This window comes from Pseudomonas alkylphenolica (genome assembly GCF_004025535.1).
Taxonomy (GTDB): Bacteria; Pseudomonadota; Gammaproteobacteria; order Pseudomonadales; family Pseudomonadaceae; genus Aquipseudomonas; species Aquipseudomonas alkylphenolica_A.
This window is the reverse complement of sequence record NZ_QJRG01000047.1, coordinates 1,159,016-1,174,945: the sequence shown is the minus strand read 5'-3', so window position 1 is coordinate 1,174,945 and position 15,930 is coordinate 1,159,016. Positions and strand designations below refer to the sequence as shown.

Below are 15,930 nucleotides of genomic sequence, written 5' to 3'. Positions count from 1 at the left end.
GAGGCTGAAGCTCAGGCCGGGCTGCAGGCGTACGTCGTCGCCTTCGACTTCGGCAAGGCGTGCATCGTGGCGCAGGCCCATCGCGCGCGTATGGATGAGGGGTTTGGCGACGGCTTCGCGTTTGTAACGGCCGGGGTAGTCGAAACGTTCGTAGTCATTGGCCAGGTGCTGTATGTGATCGGGCAGGCCGACCTGCTCCAGGCGATAGGCCGGGTGAGTGAAGGTGTAGTCGCGCTGCACCTGGCGCGTTGAGCGCACCTGTTCGCGGTAGCTGAAGCGGCGCAGGCACGGTTCGGCTTGATCGCCGCCGCCGCTGGCGTGGTACAGCACGGTGTCGGGAAATGCTTCCTGGCTGTCTTCCTGCTCATCCTTGATGCTGCCGCGACTGAGTAAACCCAGCGACAGCAGCCGGTCGGTAATGAGCAGCTTGTGCTGTTTGGCGCTGTGTTCGAAGCGGTAGACGAAGCCTTCTTCCGCGGCGAGGCGTGTGAAGAACGCGAGGTCGGTCTCGCCAGCCTGCACGCAGAATTCGCGGACCTGATGGTCGAAAGCGCTGCCCAACTCAAAGTGGATGATGCCCTGGCGCTTGAGCATCAGTTCGAGAATTTGCGGGACGGTTTTCTGCTGGAAGATGCGCCAGTTCGAACGCAGGCTGGCGCGGGCCAGTTGTGGTTCGACCAGGGCCTTGTAGCGGGTGCGGTGGAAGCCGGTTTCGCCCTGGCTGAGGCTGCTGACCAGTCCGTGCACGTAGCGCAGCGGCCGCTCGCGGCGCCAGATCGTGAACAGCACCGGCTGATCAAGCAGCTGGGTGAAGTCGATATCGCTTTGGTAGCTGACCAGTTCCAGGGTCAGGGCGAACGGTTGGCTGACAGCCTCTTTGAGGCTGAACGACACCACCTCGAACGAGGCCTTGCCGACCAGGGGCTGGAAGCTGTAGCGCAGATCCGATTGGCTAGGCAAGAGAAGTCCTTGTCTGCTGCTTGATAAGAGCAGCAACACTAGCGGGGAAAAGCGCCTGAGTGGGGGCTAGGTCTTCCTAAAAACCTGTGGGAAATTTCGCTAAATTTGAATGATGCCAAGGCCGTGGTGCGCGGTTATCCGGCAGTTGGGGCTGCTAGCCAGCCCATCGCAGGCAACGCCTGCTCCCACAGTGTGAGCGACCTGTCGGTGGGAGCAGGCATAGCTGGCGATGGCGCCTGCGAGGCCAAAGCAAGAAGCGAAAACGCCTGAACCTACTGCGGATGCATTTTCGACTTGATCAGGCCGATGATGAAGGTCAACACCGCACCGCCGGCGCCGCCACCGATGATGCTGCTGATCAACGCCGCCAGGTCCACTCCGCCACCGGCAGCCGCTGCGGTACCCGGCTCACCGGTAATAGCCGCAACCACCTGCCCGAGTATTACACCGCCGATCCCGCCGACGACCGAATTAAGCCCCGGCCCCATGCTTTGTTTGCTCATGCCCACCGCATTGCCGCCCACCACACCAGCAATGATCTGAACCACCAGACTGACAATATCCATGTGCTGCACCCTCTGTAGCGTTGAGTGAGGACGACTCACATTCGGTAACTACGAAGGCTCGACCGAGGATCAGAGGCGTCTCGACCCGGTCAACGACAGCAGGCTGTTGCCGATCCGGAAAGTATAGGCCGGTAAGAGAAGATAACCGTCAAATATAATTGACCGGCAAAATCGATGACATCAGCGGTTACAAAGGGCTGCACGCCCATAATTGCAGCGAAGCAATGACAAGCTTCGCCCGCGCAATCTGAAGTCGTTTGACATATTAAACGGCTCTGGCAAGCTGTATAGCAGGTTTCGACCGGAAATACGGCCCTCTGCGCCCCTCCGGCAGTGCTCGAAACCTCAGGTAGCGCAAAGGTTTCAGCCGCGCGCCTGCACAATAATGACAGGCCGCGCCTGTCCCAAGGTGACATATGCCCAACAGCAACATTGGCAATAAGAAACAAACCCTCCGTAAACCTGTAGTCCTGATGACCATGGGCGCCCAAGAGCGCAAAGGCCACGACTATCAGGTCATGACCCACAAATACATCGTGCCGCTGGTTGAACACGCCGGTTGCGTACCTGTCCTGGTGCCGACCTGCTGCGGCGTCGAAGATCTGGAAACCTACCTGGACATGGCAGATGGCGTTTATCTGACCGGTGCAGGCAGCAACATCGACCCGGCCCTGTACGGCCAGGAAAACGAAACCCCAGGCAAAGGCCAGGACCGCAACCGCGACCTGTTCGACATGCCGCTGGTCAAAGCCGCCATCGCCCGCGGCCTGCCTATCTTCGGCATCTGCCGTGGCATGCAGGAAATCAACGTGGCCCTGGGTGGTGACATCTACCAGAAGGTCTACGCAGAAGCCGGCTTCAACGATCACCGGGAAAACCCGGAAGATCCGGTCGACGTGCAGTACAGCGCTGTCCACGGCGTGCGTCTGGAACAGGGCAGCTGGTTGCACAAGCTGCTGAAGACCGACGAAATCCGCGTCAACTCGCTGCATGGCCAGGGCCTGAAAAACCTCGGCAAAGGCATCGAGCCGCTGGCTTACGCTGAAGATGGCCTGGTTGAGGCGATCCATGCACCAAGCCTGTCGCCGTTCCTGTTTGCCGTGCAATGGCACCCGGAGTGGCAAGCCGCGAAGAACCCGGATTCGGTAAAAATGTTTGAAGCCTTCGGTGAGGCCTGCCGCAAGCAGGTTGCCAAGGTACAAGGCGTAAAGCCACTTAGCTCGGCCGCCTGATACAGCCTATTGCGGGGTGAACATGCCGCCTCTGGTCCTGCGTTGACCTGAGGTAGCGGTTCACCCCGCTTTTTTTTTGCCCTCCTCCCTTTGACCCTGATCAATAGCCTTCTGCCCCGCAAGCGCGCACCCTGAACGAAGACTGGACGTCCCAGCCACGCACACCTGTTCAGGAGAAATGGCCATGTCCCGCATGAAAGCGGCAATCTTCGTTGAAAAGAACCGCATCGTCCTCGATGAAAAGCCCATCCCCGATGTCGGTCCCTCTGATGCGCTGCTGCGCATAACCACCACCACCCTGTGCGGCACCGACGTGCACATCCTGCGCGGCGAGTACCCGGTCGCCAAAGGCCTGACCATCGGTCACGAGCCGGTCGGCATCATTGAAAAGCTGGGTAGCCAGGTCCAGGGATTTACCGAAGGGCAACGGGTCATCGCCGGTGCCATCACCCCTAGCGGGCACAGTTACGCCTGCCTGTGCGGCTGCTCTTCGCAAGATGGCCCGGGCACGCCCCACGGCTTTCGTGCCGCCGGCGGCTGGAAATTCGGCAACACCATCGACGGTACCCAGGCCGAATACGTGCTGGTGCCCGATGCCATGGCCAACCTCTCACCGATCCCCGACAGCCTGAGTGATGAGCAGGTACTGATGTGCCCGGACATCATGTCCACCGGCTTCTCCGGTGCCGAGCGTGGCGGTGTGCGCATTGGTGACACGGTCGCCGTGTTCGCGCTGGGGCCGATTGGCCTGTGCGCCGTGGCCGGGGCACGCCTGATGGGCGCCACCACCATCATTGGTGTAGACACCGTTGCCGCGCGTTTGACCGTCGCCCGCCAGCTGGGTGCCACTCATGTGGTCGACTTCAAACAAGGCAATGTGGTGGAACAGATCATGGCCCTCACCCAGGGTCGCGGTGTCGATGTGTCCATCGAAGCCCTTGGCACCCAGGGCACGTTCGAGTCGGCCATGCGCGTCCTGCGTCCGGGTGGCACGTTGTCGAGCTTGGGCGTGTACTCAACTGACCTGACCCTGCCGCTGTCGGCCTTTGGTGCAGGCCTTGGCGACTACAGCATCGTCAGCACCCTGTGCCCCGGCGGCAAAGAGCGCATGCGCCGGTTGATGGAAGTGGTCAGCAGCGGCGCGGTCGATCTCAAGCCGCTGGTTACCCACCGCTTCAAGCTGGACGATATCGAAGCGGCCTACGAGCTGTTTGCGCACCAGCGTGACGGCGTCATGAAGGTCGCGATCACGCCTTGACTGGCTTTACAGAGGATTGATTACGCTACTGGGCCCTGCAGACGCGGGGCCCAGTCTTCCACGGCAGCCTGGTCCAGGCGGCGTTCCAGGGTTCGTCGCCAGGACGGCACCAGTGGCAGCTCCAGGCACTGGTGAATGAGGTCATGATCAATGCGCTTATCGAACAGCACCGACGACAACCGCGCCACCGACCACTGAGGATGCGGCCGCCCGATCAGCTCGAATGAATCCCCCGCCGCCAGCACGCCCTCCTCCAGCACCCGGTAATACCAGCCGGTACGCCCGCTCTGCTGCACCCGCAGCGCCATGTCCTTGACCCCGAAGCGATCATTGAGCTTCCAGCACGGCATGCGCCCTTGCGACACCTCCAGCAACGCCGTCCCGACCCGCACGCGGTCGCCCAGGCACACCGTCTGCTCGGTCCAGCCATGGGTGCTGAGGTTTTCACCGAAGGCGCCAGGCGCTTGCAACAACGCAAGCTCGCCCAACTCCGCCGCCCACAACGCATAGTGCTCGCGCGGGTAATGATGGATGGCCTTGTCCTTGCCACCATGCACCCGCAGGTCGCCCTGTTCGTCACCGGCCAGGCCCCGTTCAGTTACTGCCATCTCACCGCTGCGCGGTTGTTTGGCGATAGCGCTGGCGGAACCCGGCCGGGTAAACGGCACGGCTTTGCCGGTCAGGACAGTTTCAAGCTTCATCGGCATTACTCCGTCAGTTCGGCAGGCTGATGCTCGCGGCAGATCAGTTCGCGCTCGGCGGCGGCCAGCGGCTCCTGAGTCAATTCGCAGAAGCCACCGATAGCGGTCTGACGGTGGAAACGACAAGTCTTGCACAGACCGAATCCCGGTACGTTCTCGCTGCGTTGAATCGTGCGCAACAGTTCGCCCAACAGGTGTTCCAGGTCCTGGGCATCAGTGCCCATGCGCGCGCTGGCAGCCGCAAGAAAATCCGGTGGCATCACTTCAGCAAGCAGTACCCGTGCCGGTTCGGTCAGGCTCAGGTGCACGCTGCGCTTGTCCGCCACATCCTGGGTCTTGACGATCAAACCTTTGGCTTCCAGGGCCTTGAGCGATTGCGAGACGGTGCCCTTGGTCAACCCCAGGTATTCGGTGACCGCCAACGGCGTATTGGAGTAGCGGTTGCAACGCGCCAGGTACAGCAACGCACTCAGTTGAATCGGCTGGAGATCGGCCAGCAGCGGATGTTGGCGAAACCAGACGCGGGTCAGGCTCGACAACCTTTCCAACAGGTCGAATAGCACGATGGGTGACCTCGGGTAATGACGTCGATAGATAGTATCGAATAAAAACTATATTGACAAAGGGCGGGATGCGCTTAGGCTTGTTGGTATCGATTCGAAACCATAATCCACAGGAGAAATCCCATGAAACGCACACTGGTCTTTACCTTGAGTTTGCTTGCCACCCAGGCCTGGGCCCATGAAAGCCCAGGCATCAGCAGCGCCAAGGGTAACGCCGAGGCAGCTTTCGACCTGGTCCAGACGCGTGTCTTCAAGCAAGGCGATAACCTGGTGTTCGAACAACTGGTCGACGGCAAGGCCGGCAGCCGCCTGCCCAGCGCCAAGGGCGCGTTTGCCGGGGCCGAGGTCTACAGCTATGTCTGGCCCACCAGCCTGGACAGCAGCAGCGTCGGCTTCGAGGCCAAGGCCGGGATCCTCGCCCTGGCGCTGACTTCCCACCCGGACTTCGATGACACCCCGCAACTCGATGAAAACCGCGATGGCAAGACCGACAACGACGGCGGTCTGTGGCACTCCCACTGGGTCGTGTTGAGCAAGGATGAAAGCTGCGGCCCGAGCGGCCTGAAGGTGCGTGACATCCCCAAAGGGGCAAAACCGAAACTGCCGGCCACCTGGCCAGGTGCGCCGATCTACATCGACTCACCCGGCTACGCGCTTAACGTTGACAAGAACGCGGCGCAGATCAGCGTGCCGCTGGCAGCCGTTGGCTTCCCGCAGAGTTTCAACTATGACGGTGTAACCGCCGCGCTGAAGGTCAATGCCGACCTGCACGACCCGCTGCTGTGCGTCAGCAGTGTGTGGGACATCAGTTCGGGTGACCTGTCGTTGCCGGGCACCTGGAAACTCAAGCAGGAATAAGTCGCCCAGCCCAGGCGAGCCGCCCGACGACAGACAGCGGCTCGCCTCTGGGCAAAAGCCTGTCGTCATCGCTATGCTGGAGGCCATGAACGCCTCCTTGCCTACCCGCACCCCCTGCCCGCCCGGCGCCTGCGATTGCGGGCGTGAAACGCTTCGGGACTCGCGCATCCTGCTGCTCACCCGGCAGGAGGAAAAGCGCCTGCTAGAGCGGCTAGAAAACGTGTGCAATCTCGCCGACCTTGAGCACATGCAACGCAAGCTCTACGAAAACCTTGGTATTCGCGTGCAGATCAGCCCCAGCTACAACGAAGTGCGCACCATGCGCGGCTTCAACATTCACATCGACGACCTGCCGGGCCTGTGCCGCAAGACCCGCCAGAGCATCCCCGCCGCCATCCGCCGTGCGCTTGAACGCCAGCCGGAAATTGCCTACCGCCTGCTCGATGCCAACGACTTGTTGCGTGACGCATAACGCAACTTACAGATTACCCACGCTAGTTAGGCAAGCGCGGACCTAACCCCTACCAGTTGTAGGTCAGGTCAGTGGTAATCGTGCGTCCGTCCCCGTAATAGCAGTCCACATCACTGGTACAGCGGCTCACATAGACCTTGTCTTCGAGGTTCTGCAGATTCATCTGCACCTTCACCCCTTTGAGGCGCAACGGCGACTGCTGCAAATCATAGGAAATCATCCCGTCGTACACCGTGTAGGACGGAATCGAGAAATGGTCCTCGGCATAGTCGCTGCCGTCACTGCTGCGGACATAGCGCGCGCCCAGCCCCAAGCCCAGGCCGGCCAGTGGCGTATCACCGATAAAGTGGTAATCCAGCCACAGCGACGCCGTCAGCGGCGGCGTACCTGCCGGATGACGCCCCTCTCGGCCGTCGTTGTCCTTGGTATAGGTCACATCGTTGCGCGACACCGACGCGATCACCCCGAGGTTGTCGGTCAGGTTGGCCTTGCCCTCAAGCTCCACCCCGCGCGAACGCAACTCGCCCACCTGGCTGTAGAACCCGGCATTGTCCAGATCGCTGGTCAGCACGTTCTGTTGTTTGATCTCGTACACCGACAGCTGGACAAAACTGTCCTGCCCGGGCGGCTGATACTTGATCCCCGCCTCGACCTGCTTGCCGGTCGACGGCTCGAACGGTTTGCCATCGCTGTCGGTACCACTCAACGGCAGGAACGACTCGCTGTAACTCACATACGGGGTCACGCCGTTATCGAACGAATAGCCCAGCCCGGCACGCCCGGTGAACTTCTCGTCCTTGACGTTGCTGAAGTTGCCGGCGATGGGTTCGCGGGTATCCACTTCGGCCCAGTCATACCGGCCACCCAGGGTCAGGAACCAGTTGTCCCATTTCAGCTGGTCCTGGACATACAGGCCGGTCTGGGTCGTGGTGTTGTCCCAGTTGAACGGCTGGCCGAAGTTCATCGGCTGGCCGTAGACCGGGTCGTACAGGTCAATGATCGGCGGGTTGCGATCGTACAGCCCAAGGAACTTGGAATTTGAATGGTAGTAGTCGACACCGACCAACAGGGTATGCGCCACGTCAAAGGTGTTGAACGTCGCCTGGGCGATGTTATCCACGCCAAACACCTTGTTGCGCTGCTTCCAGTCCACGCCATAGCGTGTCTGGTAACGCTGGTCGTCGACCCCGGTTTGCGGGTTGGTGACAAAGCGGTAGCCGTGCAATGGCGCCCGGTAGTGATCGTCGACATAGGCGTAGCGCGAGTTCTGCTTGAGCGTCCAGACATCGTTCAGTTCATGGCTCAGCTCGTAGCCGAAGGTGTACTGCTCGCGATCGTAGGCATTGACGTCCGGCTCACCGATAAAGCGGCTGCGCTTGATCCGGCCATTGGGGCTGCTGTACAGCGTACCGATCGCCGGCAATCCCTGGGCCTCGGGCACACCGTTGTCTTTCTGGTAATGGCCGTACAGGGTCAGCCGCGTTTGATCGTTGGGGCTCCAGGTGAGGCTGGGCGCCAGCACGAAACGCTGTTGCTCGACGTAATCGATTTCGCCGTTCTTGTCGAAGCCGCTACCGGTCAGGCGATAGAGAAACTCACCCTGATCGTCCAGTGGCCCGCCGAAGTCGAAGGCCGCCGCGCGTCGGTCCTGGCTGCCACCACCGAGCTTCAGTTCACGAATGGGCGTTTCGGTGGGGCGCTTGGACACCATGTTGATCAGGCCGCCCGGCTGGTTCTGCCCATACAGCACCGACGATGGCCCCTTCATCACCTCGATACGTTCGAGCAGGTACGGGTCGATCTGCAAGGCGCCACCGGTGCTGCCGCCGCCATAGGGCAAATGCAGGCCGTCCAGGTACAGCGGTGTCGGCGAGTAACCGCGGGAGGTCGGCTCGTCAAAAATGCCGACGCGATCGGAGAAACCGCCGCCGGTGATGCCCGGCGTATAGCGCAAGGCCTGGGTCACCGACTGCGAACCCAGCGCCGTGATTTCATCCCGGGTGATGATGTTGATGGTCTGCGGCACTTCCAGCACCGAGGTATCGGTCTTGGTCGCGGTGCCGGTACGTTTGGCCACGTACCCCACTACCGGTCCCCAGGCGTTTTCAGCGCTTTGCCCGGTAATCTGTGTAGCGCCCAGCTCAAGTGCATCGCCCTGTGCCGCCGGCACCAGGCTCCAGGTGCCACCCGCGGTAATGCTCAGGTTCAGGCCGCTGCCGCGCAAGGCGTAGCTGGCCGCCTGCTCCGGGGTGAACTGGCCACGCACCTGGGGCGCCTGTTTGCCCTGCACCCATTCAGGTTTTACCGACAGCACGCGGCCCGACTGGCGCGCAATGCGGCTGAGGCTTTCACCCAGGTCGCCGGCGGCGATGTCGAACATCTGGGTGGCACTGACGCTGCTGTCGTTTTGCGCCAGCGCGCTCAGCGGCACAGCGCCGCCCAGGGCGATGGCCAGGGCCAGCAAGCTGGGGCGGATCATGGAATCGGGCATGGTGTGGGAGCTCGTTCAAAGTTGTTGTCCATAACGAGGACACGCCACTGCCCGGATCCCCTCACGACCCACACAGTTTTTTTTACAATCAGATCACGTCGATACGGGTCAGCCAACTGCCCAGGCTGTCGACACGGATCGGCAAGGTTTCGCTGAGCGAGAGTAAGGTGCGCTCGGTGTCGTCCAGCGGAAAACTGCCATACACCCGGATCCGCGCCGCTTGCGGGCTGACACGCAACAGCCCGGCACGGTACGGGCGCAGGGCTTCGATCAGCTCGCCCAACGGCTCGTCACGCACATCCACGCGGCCTTCGGCCCAGCCCGCACGGGTGCGCAAGGACGGCGCCACGGCTTCACTGCGCAGCCCGTCAAAGCGAAACGCCTGCCCTTCCTCGACCCGCAGGGCGGCGGCGTTGCCGGTAATGAGCAGGACGCTGTGCTGTTGCACGGCAACCAGGCTGTCGCCCTCGTCCTGACGCACGCTGAAGCGCGTACCCAAGGCCTGCACTTGCCCCTGGGCGGTGGCCACGATAAACGGCCTGCCCGGCTCAGGTGTGACATCGACCTGCAATTCACCCGCACGCAGCACGACCAGACGCTGGCTGGCGTTGAAACGCAGATCCACGGCACTGCGAGCGTTCAGGCGCAGGCGCGAACCGTCCGCCAATGTGAAGGCTCGCCGCTCGCCGGTACCAGTGTGCAAATCGGCCAGCAGGTCATCGAGCGGCGTGCGCCGATGGGCAATACCGGCACTGCCGAGCCCGACCAGCAACATGGCCAGGCCGCCACCGAGCACCTTGCGCCGCGACGTCGTCGGCAGCTCGCGCAGGCTACGGCTGGCCAGTGCCAACTGCCCCGGCGTGCGTTGTTCAGCCTGCTGCAGGTCAGCCAATGGCGCCGCCATCACCGCGTTGACCCGTTGCCAGGCAAGCTGATGCGTCGGGCAGCGCCGCAGCCAACAGTCAAAGGCCGACTGCATGGGGCTGCCCGCCGGAGCGCGCTCCAGCTTGAGCAGCCAGTCGATGGCCTCACGGGTGACACGGTCAATGGGCAGGCGGCTCATTCGCTCGGCTCACTCAGGCAATGCAGGAATGCCCGGCGCAAATCGCGCTCGACCGAGGCCAGCGACACCCCCAGCCGCTCGGCAATAGCCGGTTGGGTCAAGCCTTCCAGGCGGTGCAGGATAAACGCGTGACGCGCCCGCGCCGGCAGGCCATCGAGCAGACGATCGATCTGCGCCAGGGCTTCACGCACCAGCAGCACATCCTCGGCCGAGGGCATGCAGTGTTCCGGCAATCGTCCCAACTCCTCCAGGTACGCCTGCTCCAGCGCACGACGGCGGAACAGGTTGCTCAGCAGGCGCCGGGCCACGGTGGCAAGAAAGGCGCGAGGTTCCTCGATCACCGGCAAGGCACTACTGCCCATGGCCCGGACGAAGGTATCCTGTGCCAGGTCCGCCGCATCGTGCGGACAGTTCAGCCGGCGATACAGCCAGGCGCGCAACCAGCGATGATGATCGCTGTACAGGTCGGCCACGAGAGCCTTGGAGTCGACAGTGCTGGTCACAACGGCATCACACGCTAATGGTAATTAGTCTCATTATCGTGATGGCACTGTGAATATACAATCCCCCCACACAAGGTTAACCATGCCCACCCTGTTTCCCCGAGAGGTTTACCAGCAGTTGCGCGACGCGGCCATGGGCGTGCGCAGGCTGCAGAAGCTCGACCGGCCCGAGGCCAATGAGCGGGTCTGGGTCGACATCGAAGGCTGGCAGTTACTGCTGGATTTCGAAGGCAGCCACCTGCACCACTGCGAGCGCTGCCACCACCCCGATGGCCGCCAGGGTTCGCTGGACACCTGGCAACGCTACGGCACCGACCCGGTCAGCTTGCTCAGCACCTGGGAAATGGCCCAGATCGAGCGCTTGTTGAGTCAGCCGGGCTAACTCAGCCACCAGCCTCCCAGGCCACAGGCTGCAACCACCAGCCAGGCTGGCAGCTTGAAGATCATCAATGCCAGCAGGGCCAGCAGCGCCAGAACAAAATCTGCAGGCTGCGCAATCGCACTGGTCCACACCGGTTGGTACAGCGCCGCCAGCAGCAGGCCCACTACCGCCGCGTTAACGCCCTGCATCGCTGCTTGCATACGCAGGTTGTGCCGTAATTGCGTCCAGAATGGCAGCGCGCCGAAAACCAGCAGGAATGACGAACTGAAGATCGCAACCAGCGCCAGCAACCCGCCCATCCAGCCGGACAGCGGCCCCTGCATCGACGCTCCGAGAAACGCGGCGAAGGTAAACAGCGGCCCTGGCATTGCCTGAGTAGCGCCGTAGCCGGCAAGAAATGTCGCATTGCTCACCCAGCCGCTGGGCACCACTTCCGCCTGCAGCAATGGCAACACCACATGACCGCCGCCAAACACCAGGGCGCCACTGCGATAGAAGGCATCGACCATTTTCAGTGTCGGGCTGGGCCAGAGCGCGGCCAATAGCGGCAGCCCTGCCAGCAAGGCCAGGAATACCCCCAGACAGCACAAGGCTGCCCGCCGGCTGACGTCAACTGTCAACGGTGCAGGGTCGACCGGCTGCTGCGGCTTGAACAGCCACACCCCGACCACCCCGGCGCCGGCAATCACTGCGACCTGAGTCCACACCGATGGCATCCAGAGCACCAGCGCGGTGACAACAACCATCAATGCCACCCGCCCGCGGCTTGCACACAGGCTACGCCCCATCCCCCACACTGCCTGCGCCACTACGGCCACCGCCACCACCTTGAGTCCGTGCAACACACCCCCGGGTATGACCTGTGCCGAACTGGCAATACCCAAGGCCAGGGCGATCAGCACCAGCGCTGATGGCAAGGTAAAGCCAGCCCACGCCGCCAGTGCGCCGCAATACCCGGCGCGGGAAAGCCCCAGGGCAATACCGACCTGGCTACTGGCGGGGCCCGGCAGAAACTGACAGAGCCCGACCAGGTCGGCATAACTGCGTTCGCTCAGCCAACGGCGACGCACGACGAACTCGTCACGAAAATAGCCCAGGTGCGCAACCGGGCCGCCAAATGAGGTCAGGCCCAGGCGCAGGAAGATCAGCAAGATCTGCCACGGGGTGTGGTCGTCCGGACGCGGTGACGGCATGCAGTGCTCTGGCGCAGTGGGTGGGTTCAGAAGATCTTGCTGGCACTCACCACCACTGTAGCCGAGCACAGATCGTCATAGCCATACCAGCCCAGGCACTCGCTTTTCGACAGGTCGGTATCGATGTAGCTCAGCCCCCAGGTGATGCCGAAGAACGCGCGGGTCAGCTTGGCCTCCCACTCGTAGTAGCTGTCGCGGTTGTCGCCGCTGGCCGACCAGAACGCCGGGTCTTTTACGTCGTTGTACCCCAGTCGCAGCTCCAGCCCGACCTCGGCTGGCAAGGCAAAGCTGTAGCCGAGGTAGCTGTAGAGCGTGTCCTGGTCTTTGCCGAAGGCGTTGGGGGCATCGCTGGAGTAGTAGGCGCCCAGCTTGACCCCGTACAGGTCGAGGATGGCGTAGATTTCACTCATGTTGAACTGGCCTTCCTTGGGGTAGCTGTACTTGAGGTAGCCAAGGTCCAGGCTGATGGCGTCAGTGGCCTGCCAGTACCAGCCGGCGTAGTAGTCCACTTCCTGGCGGGTCTTGAAGTCATAGCCGTAATCGACATTGGAGGTCCAGGCCCCCAGGTATAAACCGCTGCTATGAATCAGCGTAGCGCCGCCCTGCAGCGCCGGGTCGCCGAGGGTTTGCGAGATACCACGGGAGCGGTAGTCGCTGACGGCGGCAAGGTCGATTTCCAGGGTGTAGTCCTCGCTCAGGGTCAGCGCCTGGCCGGACAATGGAGCCAGGAGCAGGCTGGCGGCGGTAAAGATGGCACGTGCGTTCATACACAACCCTTGTTGTTATTGATTGTCAGGGCAAAGCGATAGCGAGCCCCTCGCACTGCAAGGGGCCGAACGGTGTTGCTGGTGGGGTGTCAGGAGGCCGGGGCGTAGACCTGCTTGCCGGCGAAAAAGGTCTTGAGCACTTTGGTCTCGAACAGCGCGTCGTTGTCGACGCTGAACACATCGCGGTCAAGGACGATCAGGTCGGCCTGCTTGCCAGGTGCCAGCGAGCCGATCTGCTGCTCCAGGCGCAGGGTTTTCGCCGCGTTGAGGGTATAGGCCTGGAACATCGCCTGACGGTCGATGCTTTCCTTGGCATTGAGTACCCCCAGCGGGCCCTTGCGGGTGATGGCCTGGGCAATGGCGTTCCACGGGTTGGGGCTGGACACCGGCCAGTCACTGGCACCGGCGATCGTTGCACCGGCCTGCAGCAGCGAGTGCGCCGGATATTGATGGCTGTACGCCGAGGCGCTGATGTAGGGTTTGACCAGTTCGACGGTGTAGTTCTCCCCCGTCGCCCAGAGCAACTGCATCGATGCAATCACGCCCAGCTGCTTGAAGCGCGGGAAGTCCTTGGGATCGACCACTTGCAGGTGAGTGATGCTGTGGCCTCGGGGGGTGCTGTCGAGCTTGCGTGCATAGGCCACACCGTTGAGCGATTCCTGTACGGCACGGTCACCGACCGCATGCATGTGCACGATCCAGTCACGCTTCTCGGCGGCCACCACCAGCTCGCCGAAGTGCGCCGGGTCGATCAGCAGCTCGCCGCGTTTACTGCTGTTTTTATAGGGCGCCAGCATCGCAGCGGTTTGCCCGGGGTATTCCAGAACACCGTCAACGAAGATCTTGATTCCGGGAAAGCTCAGGTTGGGTACGCCTTCGAAGGCTTTCTTCACCGTGTCCAGCACTTCAAGGTCGGCCGGCGTGCTCCTGGAGTTGGTCAGCAGCAACGCCGCGACATGGGCACTCAGCTCACCGTTTTCGGCCAGCTCCCGGTACAGCGGCAACACGCCGTAGCTTTGCGCGGTGGCCTTGAAGTCAAACAGCGAATCATCGCTGCCGGCGTTCGACGCTGCATCCATCCAGGCGGTAACCCCGTACTGGTTGTTGATGCGCACCGCCTCACGGGCGGCCTTGAGCATAAAGTCTTTACTGGCTGCCGGGATCTGGCTACGCACCCGGTCCCAGCCCGCTTCGGAAAAATTGCCATTTGGCGTGAAGTCGGCAGCGTGGCCAACGTAGCCACGGTCTTTTTCCGACATTGCCTTGACCGCCGCCGCATCGATGTTCAGTCGCTTGAGCATGGCGTTGTTGGCCCAGCCGGTGTGGCCATCGATGCCGCCCAGTACCAGCGGCTGATCAGCCCAGCGCCCCTGATTGAAGACCTTGGCGAGTGCCTGGTTCTGCTCCCAGTACGCCGAACTCACCCCGGCAATGCTGATCACATCACCCGCACGTCCACGGCCTTCCTTGACCTGCTCCAGGATCCACTGCTCAAGCTCCGGTACGGGTTTGACCTCGTCCTCCAGATTGGCCCCCAGCGTCGCCGCGCCGGCAAACACCGGATGGCTGTGGGTGTCGATCATGCCGGGCATCAGCACCTTGCCCGCCAGGTCGATGCGTTGTGTGCTGGCATCGGCCAGGGCGTTGATCTGCGCATCGCTGCCGACCTGCAGAATCTTGCCATCCTTGATCGCCACCGCCTGCATCAGGGCCTGACCGGGCTCGGCGGTGTACACCTTGCCGTTGACCAGCACCAGGTCGGCGGCAGCCATCGCGTAGAAGGAAGAACAGGCCAGCGCGGCGGCCAGCAGGTTGGGAATCAATCGTTGCATCGGAACGCTCTCTTGTTGTTATCGGGCTGGGCACACCCTAGCGCGCACAACAACAGAACGGACCTCCGCAAATGAGGAGGGTCAGGCGGTTTTCTCTGCGAACGTTGCCGGCGAGCGCAAAGCCGAGCCCAGCTCCACCTTGCTCTTGACCCCCAGTTGCGCATAGCAGTTGCGCAGGTAGGTACGTACCGTGGCCGGGCTCAACGACAGGATGCGGGCGATTTCCTTGTAGGAGTGACCGGCGGCGAACAGCATCGCCGCAGTGCGCTCACGCGGCGCCAGCACCACCCCCGGCACGGCCGGTTCAAGCGACAGGATCACATGCTCGGCGTTGGCACTCAGGGTAAGCGCGCTACGCCCCAGGCGCATCACGCAGGGCACCTGGGAAAATTGCGCAATGACCGCTGGCGGCAACTGCGAACCGTGCCAACCCGGCACTTCGCGCTCCATCACCGCCAACAACTGCGCACCGATGTACAGCAGGCTGCCGTCCGGCCGCGCCACGGCGAAATCGTTGGCGGTGTCGCTGCGGATCATGTCCTGCACCTGGAAGCGCCACAGCTGTAGCAGGTGCTCGCAAAACGCCGCAAACAGCACCTCCTCCTGGGCACTGAAGGCCGCCTCGTGCTCGCCCCGGTACAGGCAGACGAAAAACGTCAGGTTGCTGTCCGGCAGCTCGAACGAGATGCTCATCAAATGGTAAAGGTCGTAACGGCGGGCAAAATCGTTGACCGCCTCGACCGGGTCGGTGAACTCACTGTCGCGCACCACTTTTCCCGGTTTGCTCAGGGTGTCCATGGCAAAACTGTCATGCCCGGCCACCTCGCGCCACTCGCCGGCAAACGCCGGCGGCAGGTCAATGCGCCCATGCATCCAGTTCTGCGGCGCCACGCTGCCGGCGACCCCGGACATCTCGCCCCACCAGGACGACGCGAACGGCACCAGTTGGCGAAACGCCTGCAGGCCGTCGGCAATGAAATGCGAGCCACCCGCATCGCGCGCCAGGTTCGCCAGCTGCAGCACACAGCGATTGAAAGCCTGCAACGTTGCCAGCGAAAACTGCGTACTGCCTACTCCGTCCACCACCAT

The 15,930-nt window shown here is 62.4% G+C and carries 16 protein-coding genes; 5 read left to right on the top strand and 11 right to left on the bottom strand.

The window, feature by feature from the left end:
* Nucleotides 1-960 (bottom strand): type VI secretion system Vgr family protein (locus DM813_RS20765; protein ID WP_128325241.1); only part of this gene is annotated, 960 nt, incomplete at its 3' end.
* A 272-nt stretch (nt 961-1,232) separates the two neighbouring features.
* The gene (locus DM813_RS20760; RefSeq protein ID WP_128325240.1) at nt 1,233-1,526 is read right to left on the bottom strand and encodes a hypothetical protein; all 294 of its coding nucleotides are present in this window, start codon (nt 1,524-1,526) and stop codon (nt 1,233-1,235) included.
* Between the two features lie 416 nt (nt 1,527-1,942).
* On the opposite strand from DM813_RS20760, the gene DM813_RS20755 reads away from it, so the two are divergent.
* Both DM813_RS20755 and DM813_RS20750 read left to right on the top strand, forming a co-directional pair.
* Nucleotides 1,943-2,758 carry a gamma-glutamyl-gamma-aminobutyrate hydrolase family protein gene (locus DM813_RS20755; RefSeq protein ID WP_128325239.1) on the top strand — a complete coding sequence of 272 codons (816 nt, stop codon included), beginning with the start codon at nt 1,943-1,945 and terminating at the stop codon, nt 2,756-2,758.
* A 184-nt stretch (nt 2,759-2,942) separates the two neighbouring features.
* The gene (locus tag DM813_RS20750) at nt 2,943-4,016 is read left to right on the top strand and encodes an NAD(P)-dependent alcohol dehydrogenase (protein WP_128325238.1); all 1,074 of its coding nucleotides are present in this window, start codon (nt 2,943-2,945) and stop codon (nt 4,014-4,016) included.
* Nucleotides 4,017-4,036: 20 nt separating this feature from the next.
* On the opposite strand, the gene DM813_RS20745 is transcribed toward DM813_RS20750, so the two are convergent.
* The gene (locus DM813_RS20745) at nt 4,037-4,717 is read right to left on the bottom strand and encodes an MOSC domain-containing protein (RefSeq protein ID WP_431311994.1); all 681 of its coding nucleotides are present in this window, start codon (nt 4,715-4,717) and stop codon (nt 4,037-4,039) included.
* A gap of 5 nt (nt 4,718-4,722) precedes the next feature.
* On the bottom strand, nt 4,723-5,280 hold the full coding sequence (locus tag DM813_RS20740; RefSeq protein WP_128325236.1) for a MarR family winged helix-turn-helix transcriptional regulator: 558 nt from the start codon (nt 5,278-5,280) through the stop codon (nt 4,723-4,725).
* Nucleotides 5,281-5,403: 123 nt separating this feature from the next.
* On the opposite strand from DM813_RS20740, the gene DM813_RS20735 reads away from it, so the two are divergent.
* Nucleotides 5,404-6,138, top strand: a complete 735-nt coding sequence (locus DM813_RS20735; protein ID WP_128325235.1) for a hypothetical protein — start codon at nt 5,404-5,406, stop codon at nt 6,136-6,138.
* An 85-nt stretch (nt 6,139-6,223) separates the two neighbouring features.
* A complete protein-coding gene (locus DM813_RS20730; RefSeq protein WP_164897271.1) occupies nt 6,224-6,610 on the top strand; it encodes a hypothetical protein in 387 nt (128 codons plus the stop codon).
* Between the two features lie 49 nt (nt 6,611-6,659).
* Here DM813_RS20730 and DM813_RS20725 read toward each other — a convergent pair whose 3' ends face one another.
* The 3 genes from DM813_RS20725 to DM813_RS20715 all read right to left on the bottom strand — a co-directional run bounded on the left by DM813_RS20725 (nt 6,660) and on the right by DM813_RS20715 (nt 10,667).
* The gene (locus tag DM813_RS20725; protein ID WP_128325234.1) at nt 6,660-9,101 is read right to left on the bottom strand and encodes a TonB-dependent siderophore receptor; all 2,442 of its coding nucleotides are present in this window, start codon (nt 9,099-9,101) and stop codon (nt 6,660-6,662) included.
* Nucleotides 9,102-9,189: 88 nt separating this feature from the next.
* Nucleotides 9,190-10,164 carry a FecR domain-containing protein gene (locus DM813_RS20720; RefSeq protein WP_128325233.1) on the bottom strand — a complete coding sequence of 325 codons (975 nt, stop codon included), beginning with the start codon at nt 10,162-10,164 and terminating at the stop codon, nt 9,190-9,192.
* Complete coding sequence (locus DM813_RS20715; RefSeq protein ID WP_128325232.1) at nt 10,161-10,667, bottom strand: sigma-70 family RNA polymerase sigma factor; 507 nt, start codon at nt 10,665-10,667, stop codon at nt 10,161-10,163. Before DM813_RS20715 ends, DM813_RS20720 begins: the two co-directional genes overlap by 4 nt.
* 82 nt (nt 10,668-10,749) lie before the next feature.
* Here DM813_RS20715 and DM813_RS20710 point away from each other — a divergent pair, with 82 nt between their 5' ends.
* On the top strand, nt 10,750-11,049 hold the full coding sequence (locus tag DM813_RS20710) for a DUF7693 family protein (RefSeq protein ID WP_128325231.1): 300 nt from the start codon (nt 10,750-10,752) through the stop codon (nt 11,047-11,049).
* Here the strand turns inward: DM813_RS20710 and chrA are convergent.
* The 4 genes from chrA to DM813_RS20690 form a co-directional block, all read right to left on the bottom strand.
* On the bottom strand, nt 11,046-12,242 hold the full coding sequence (chrA, locus tag DM813_RS20705; protein ID WP_128325230.1) for a chromate efflux transporter: 1,197 nt from the start codon (nt 12,240-12,242) through the stop codon (nt 11,046-11,048). The two genes, DM813_RS20710 and chrA, sit on opposite strands and share 4 nt — an antisense overlap.
* Nucleotides 12,243-12,268: 26 nt before the next feature.
* A complete protein-coding gene (locus DM813_RS20700) occupies nt 12,269-13,009 on the bottom strand; it encodes a TorF family putative porin (RefSeq protein ID WP_128325229.1) in 741 nt (246 codons plus the stop codon).
* 89 nt (nt 13,010-13,098) lie between these two features.
* A complete protein-coding gene (locus DM813_RS20695) occupies nt 13,099-14,841 on the bottom strand; it encodes an amidohydrolase (protein ID WP_128325228.1) in 1,743 nt (580 codons plus the stop codon).
* Between the two features lie 81 nt (nt 14,842-14,922).
* Nucleotides 14,923-15,930: a helix-turn-helix transcriptional regulator gene (locus tag DM813_RS20690; RefSeq protein ID WP_431312001.1), complete on the bottom strand. Its 1,008-nt coding sequence runs from the start codon at nt 15,928-15,930 to the stop codon at nt 14,923-14,925.

Bases quoted from the DNA above. Each gene is read 5' to 3' on its own strand.
- DM813_RS20690 (WP_431312001.1), bottom strand. From the start codon at position 15,930: ATGGTGGTGGACGGAGTAGGCAGTACGCAGTTTTCGCTGGCAACGTTG.
- DM813_RS20745 (WP_431311994.1), bottom strand. From the start codon at position 4,717: ATGAAGCTTGAAACTGTCCTGACCGGCAAAGCCGTGCCGTTTACCCGG.
- DM813_RS20720 (WP_128325233.1), bottom strand. From the start codon at position 10,164: ATGAGCCGCCTGCCCATTGACCGTGTCACCCGTGAGGCCATCGACTGG.
- DM813_RS20695 (WP_128325228.1), bottom strand. From the start codon at position 14,841: ATGCAACGATTGATTCCCAACCTGCTGGCCGCCGCGCTGGCCTGTTCT.
- DM813_RS20700 (WP_128325229.1), bottom strand. From the start codon at position 13,009: ATGAACGCACGTGCCATCTTTACCGCCGCCAGCCTGCTCCTGGCTCCA.
- chrA (WP_128325230.1), bottom strand. From the start codon at position 12,242: ATGCCGTCACCGCGTCCGGACGACCACACCCCGTGGCAGATCTTGCTG.
- DM813_RS20755 (WP_128325239.1), top strand. From the start codon at position 1,943: ATGCCCAACAGCAACATTGGCAATAAGAAACAAACCCTCCGTAAACCT.
- DM813_RS20735 (WP_128325235.1), top strand. From the start codon at position 5,404: ATGAAACGCACACTGGTCTTTACCTTGAGTTTGCTTGCCACCCAGGCC.
- DM813_RS20750 (WP_128325238.1), top strand. From the start codon at position 2,943: ATGTCCCGCATGAAAGCGGCAATCTTCGTTGAAAAGAACCGCATCGTC.
- DM813_RS20760 (WP_128325240.1), bottom strand. From the start codon at position 1,526: ATGGATATTGTCAGTCTGGTGGTTCAGATCATTGCTGGTGTGGTGGGC.
- DM813_RS20710 (WP_128325231.1), top strand. From the start codon at position 10,750: ATGCCCACCCTGTTTCCCCGAGAGGTTTACCAGCAGTTGCGCGACGCG.
- DM813_RS20730 (WP_164897271.1), top strand. From the start codon at position 6,224: ATGAACGCCTCCTTGCCTACCCGCACCCCCTGCCCGCCCGGCGCCTGC.
- DM813_RS20725 (WP_128325234.1), bottom strand. From the start codon at position 9,101: ATGCCCGATTCCATGATCCGCCCCAGCTTGCTGGCCCTGGCCATCGCC.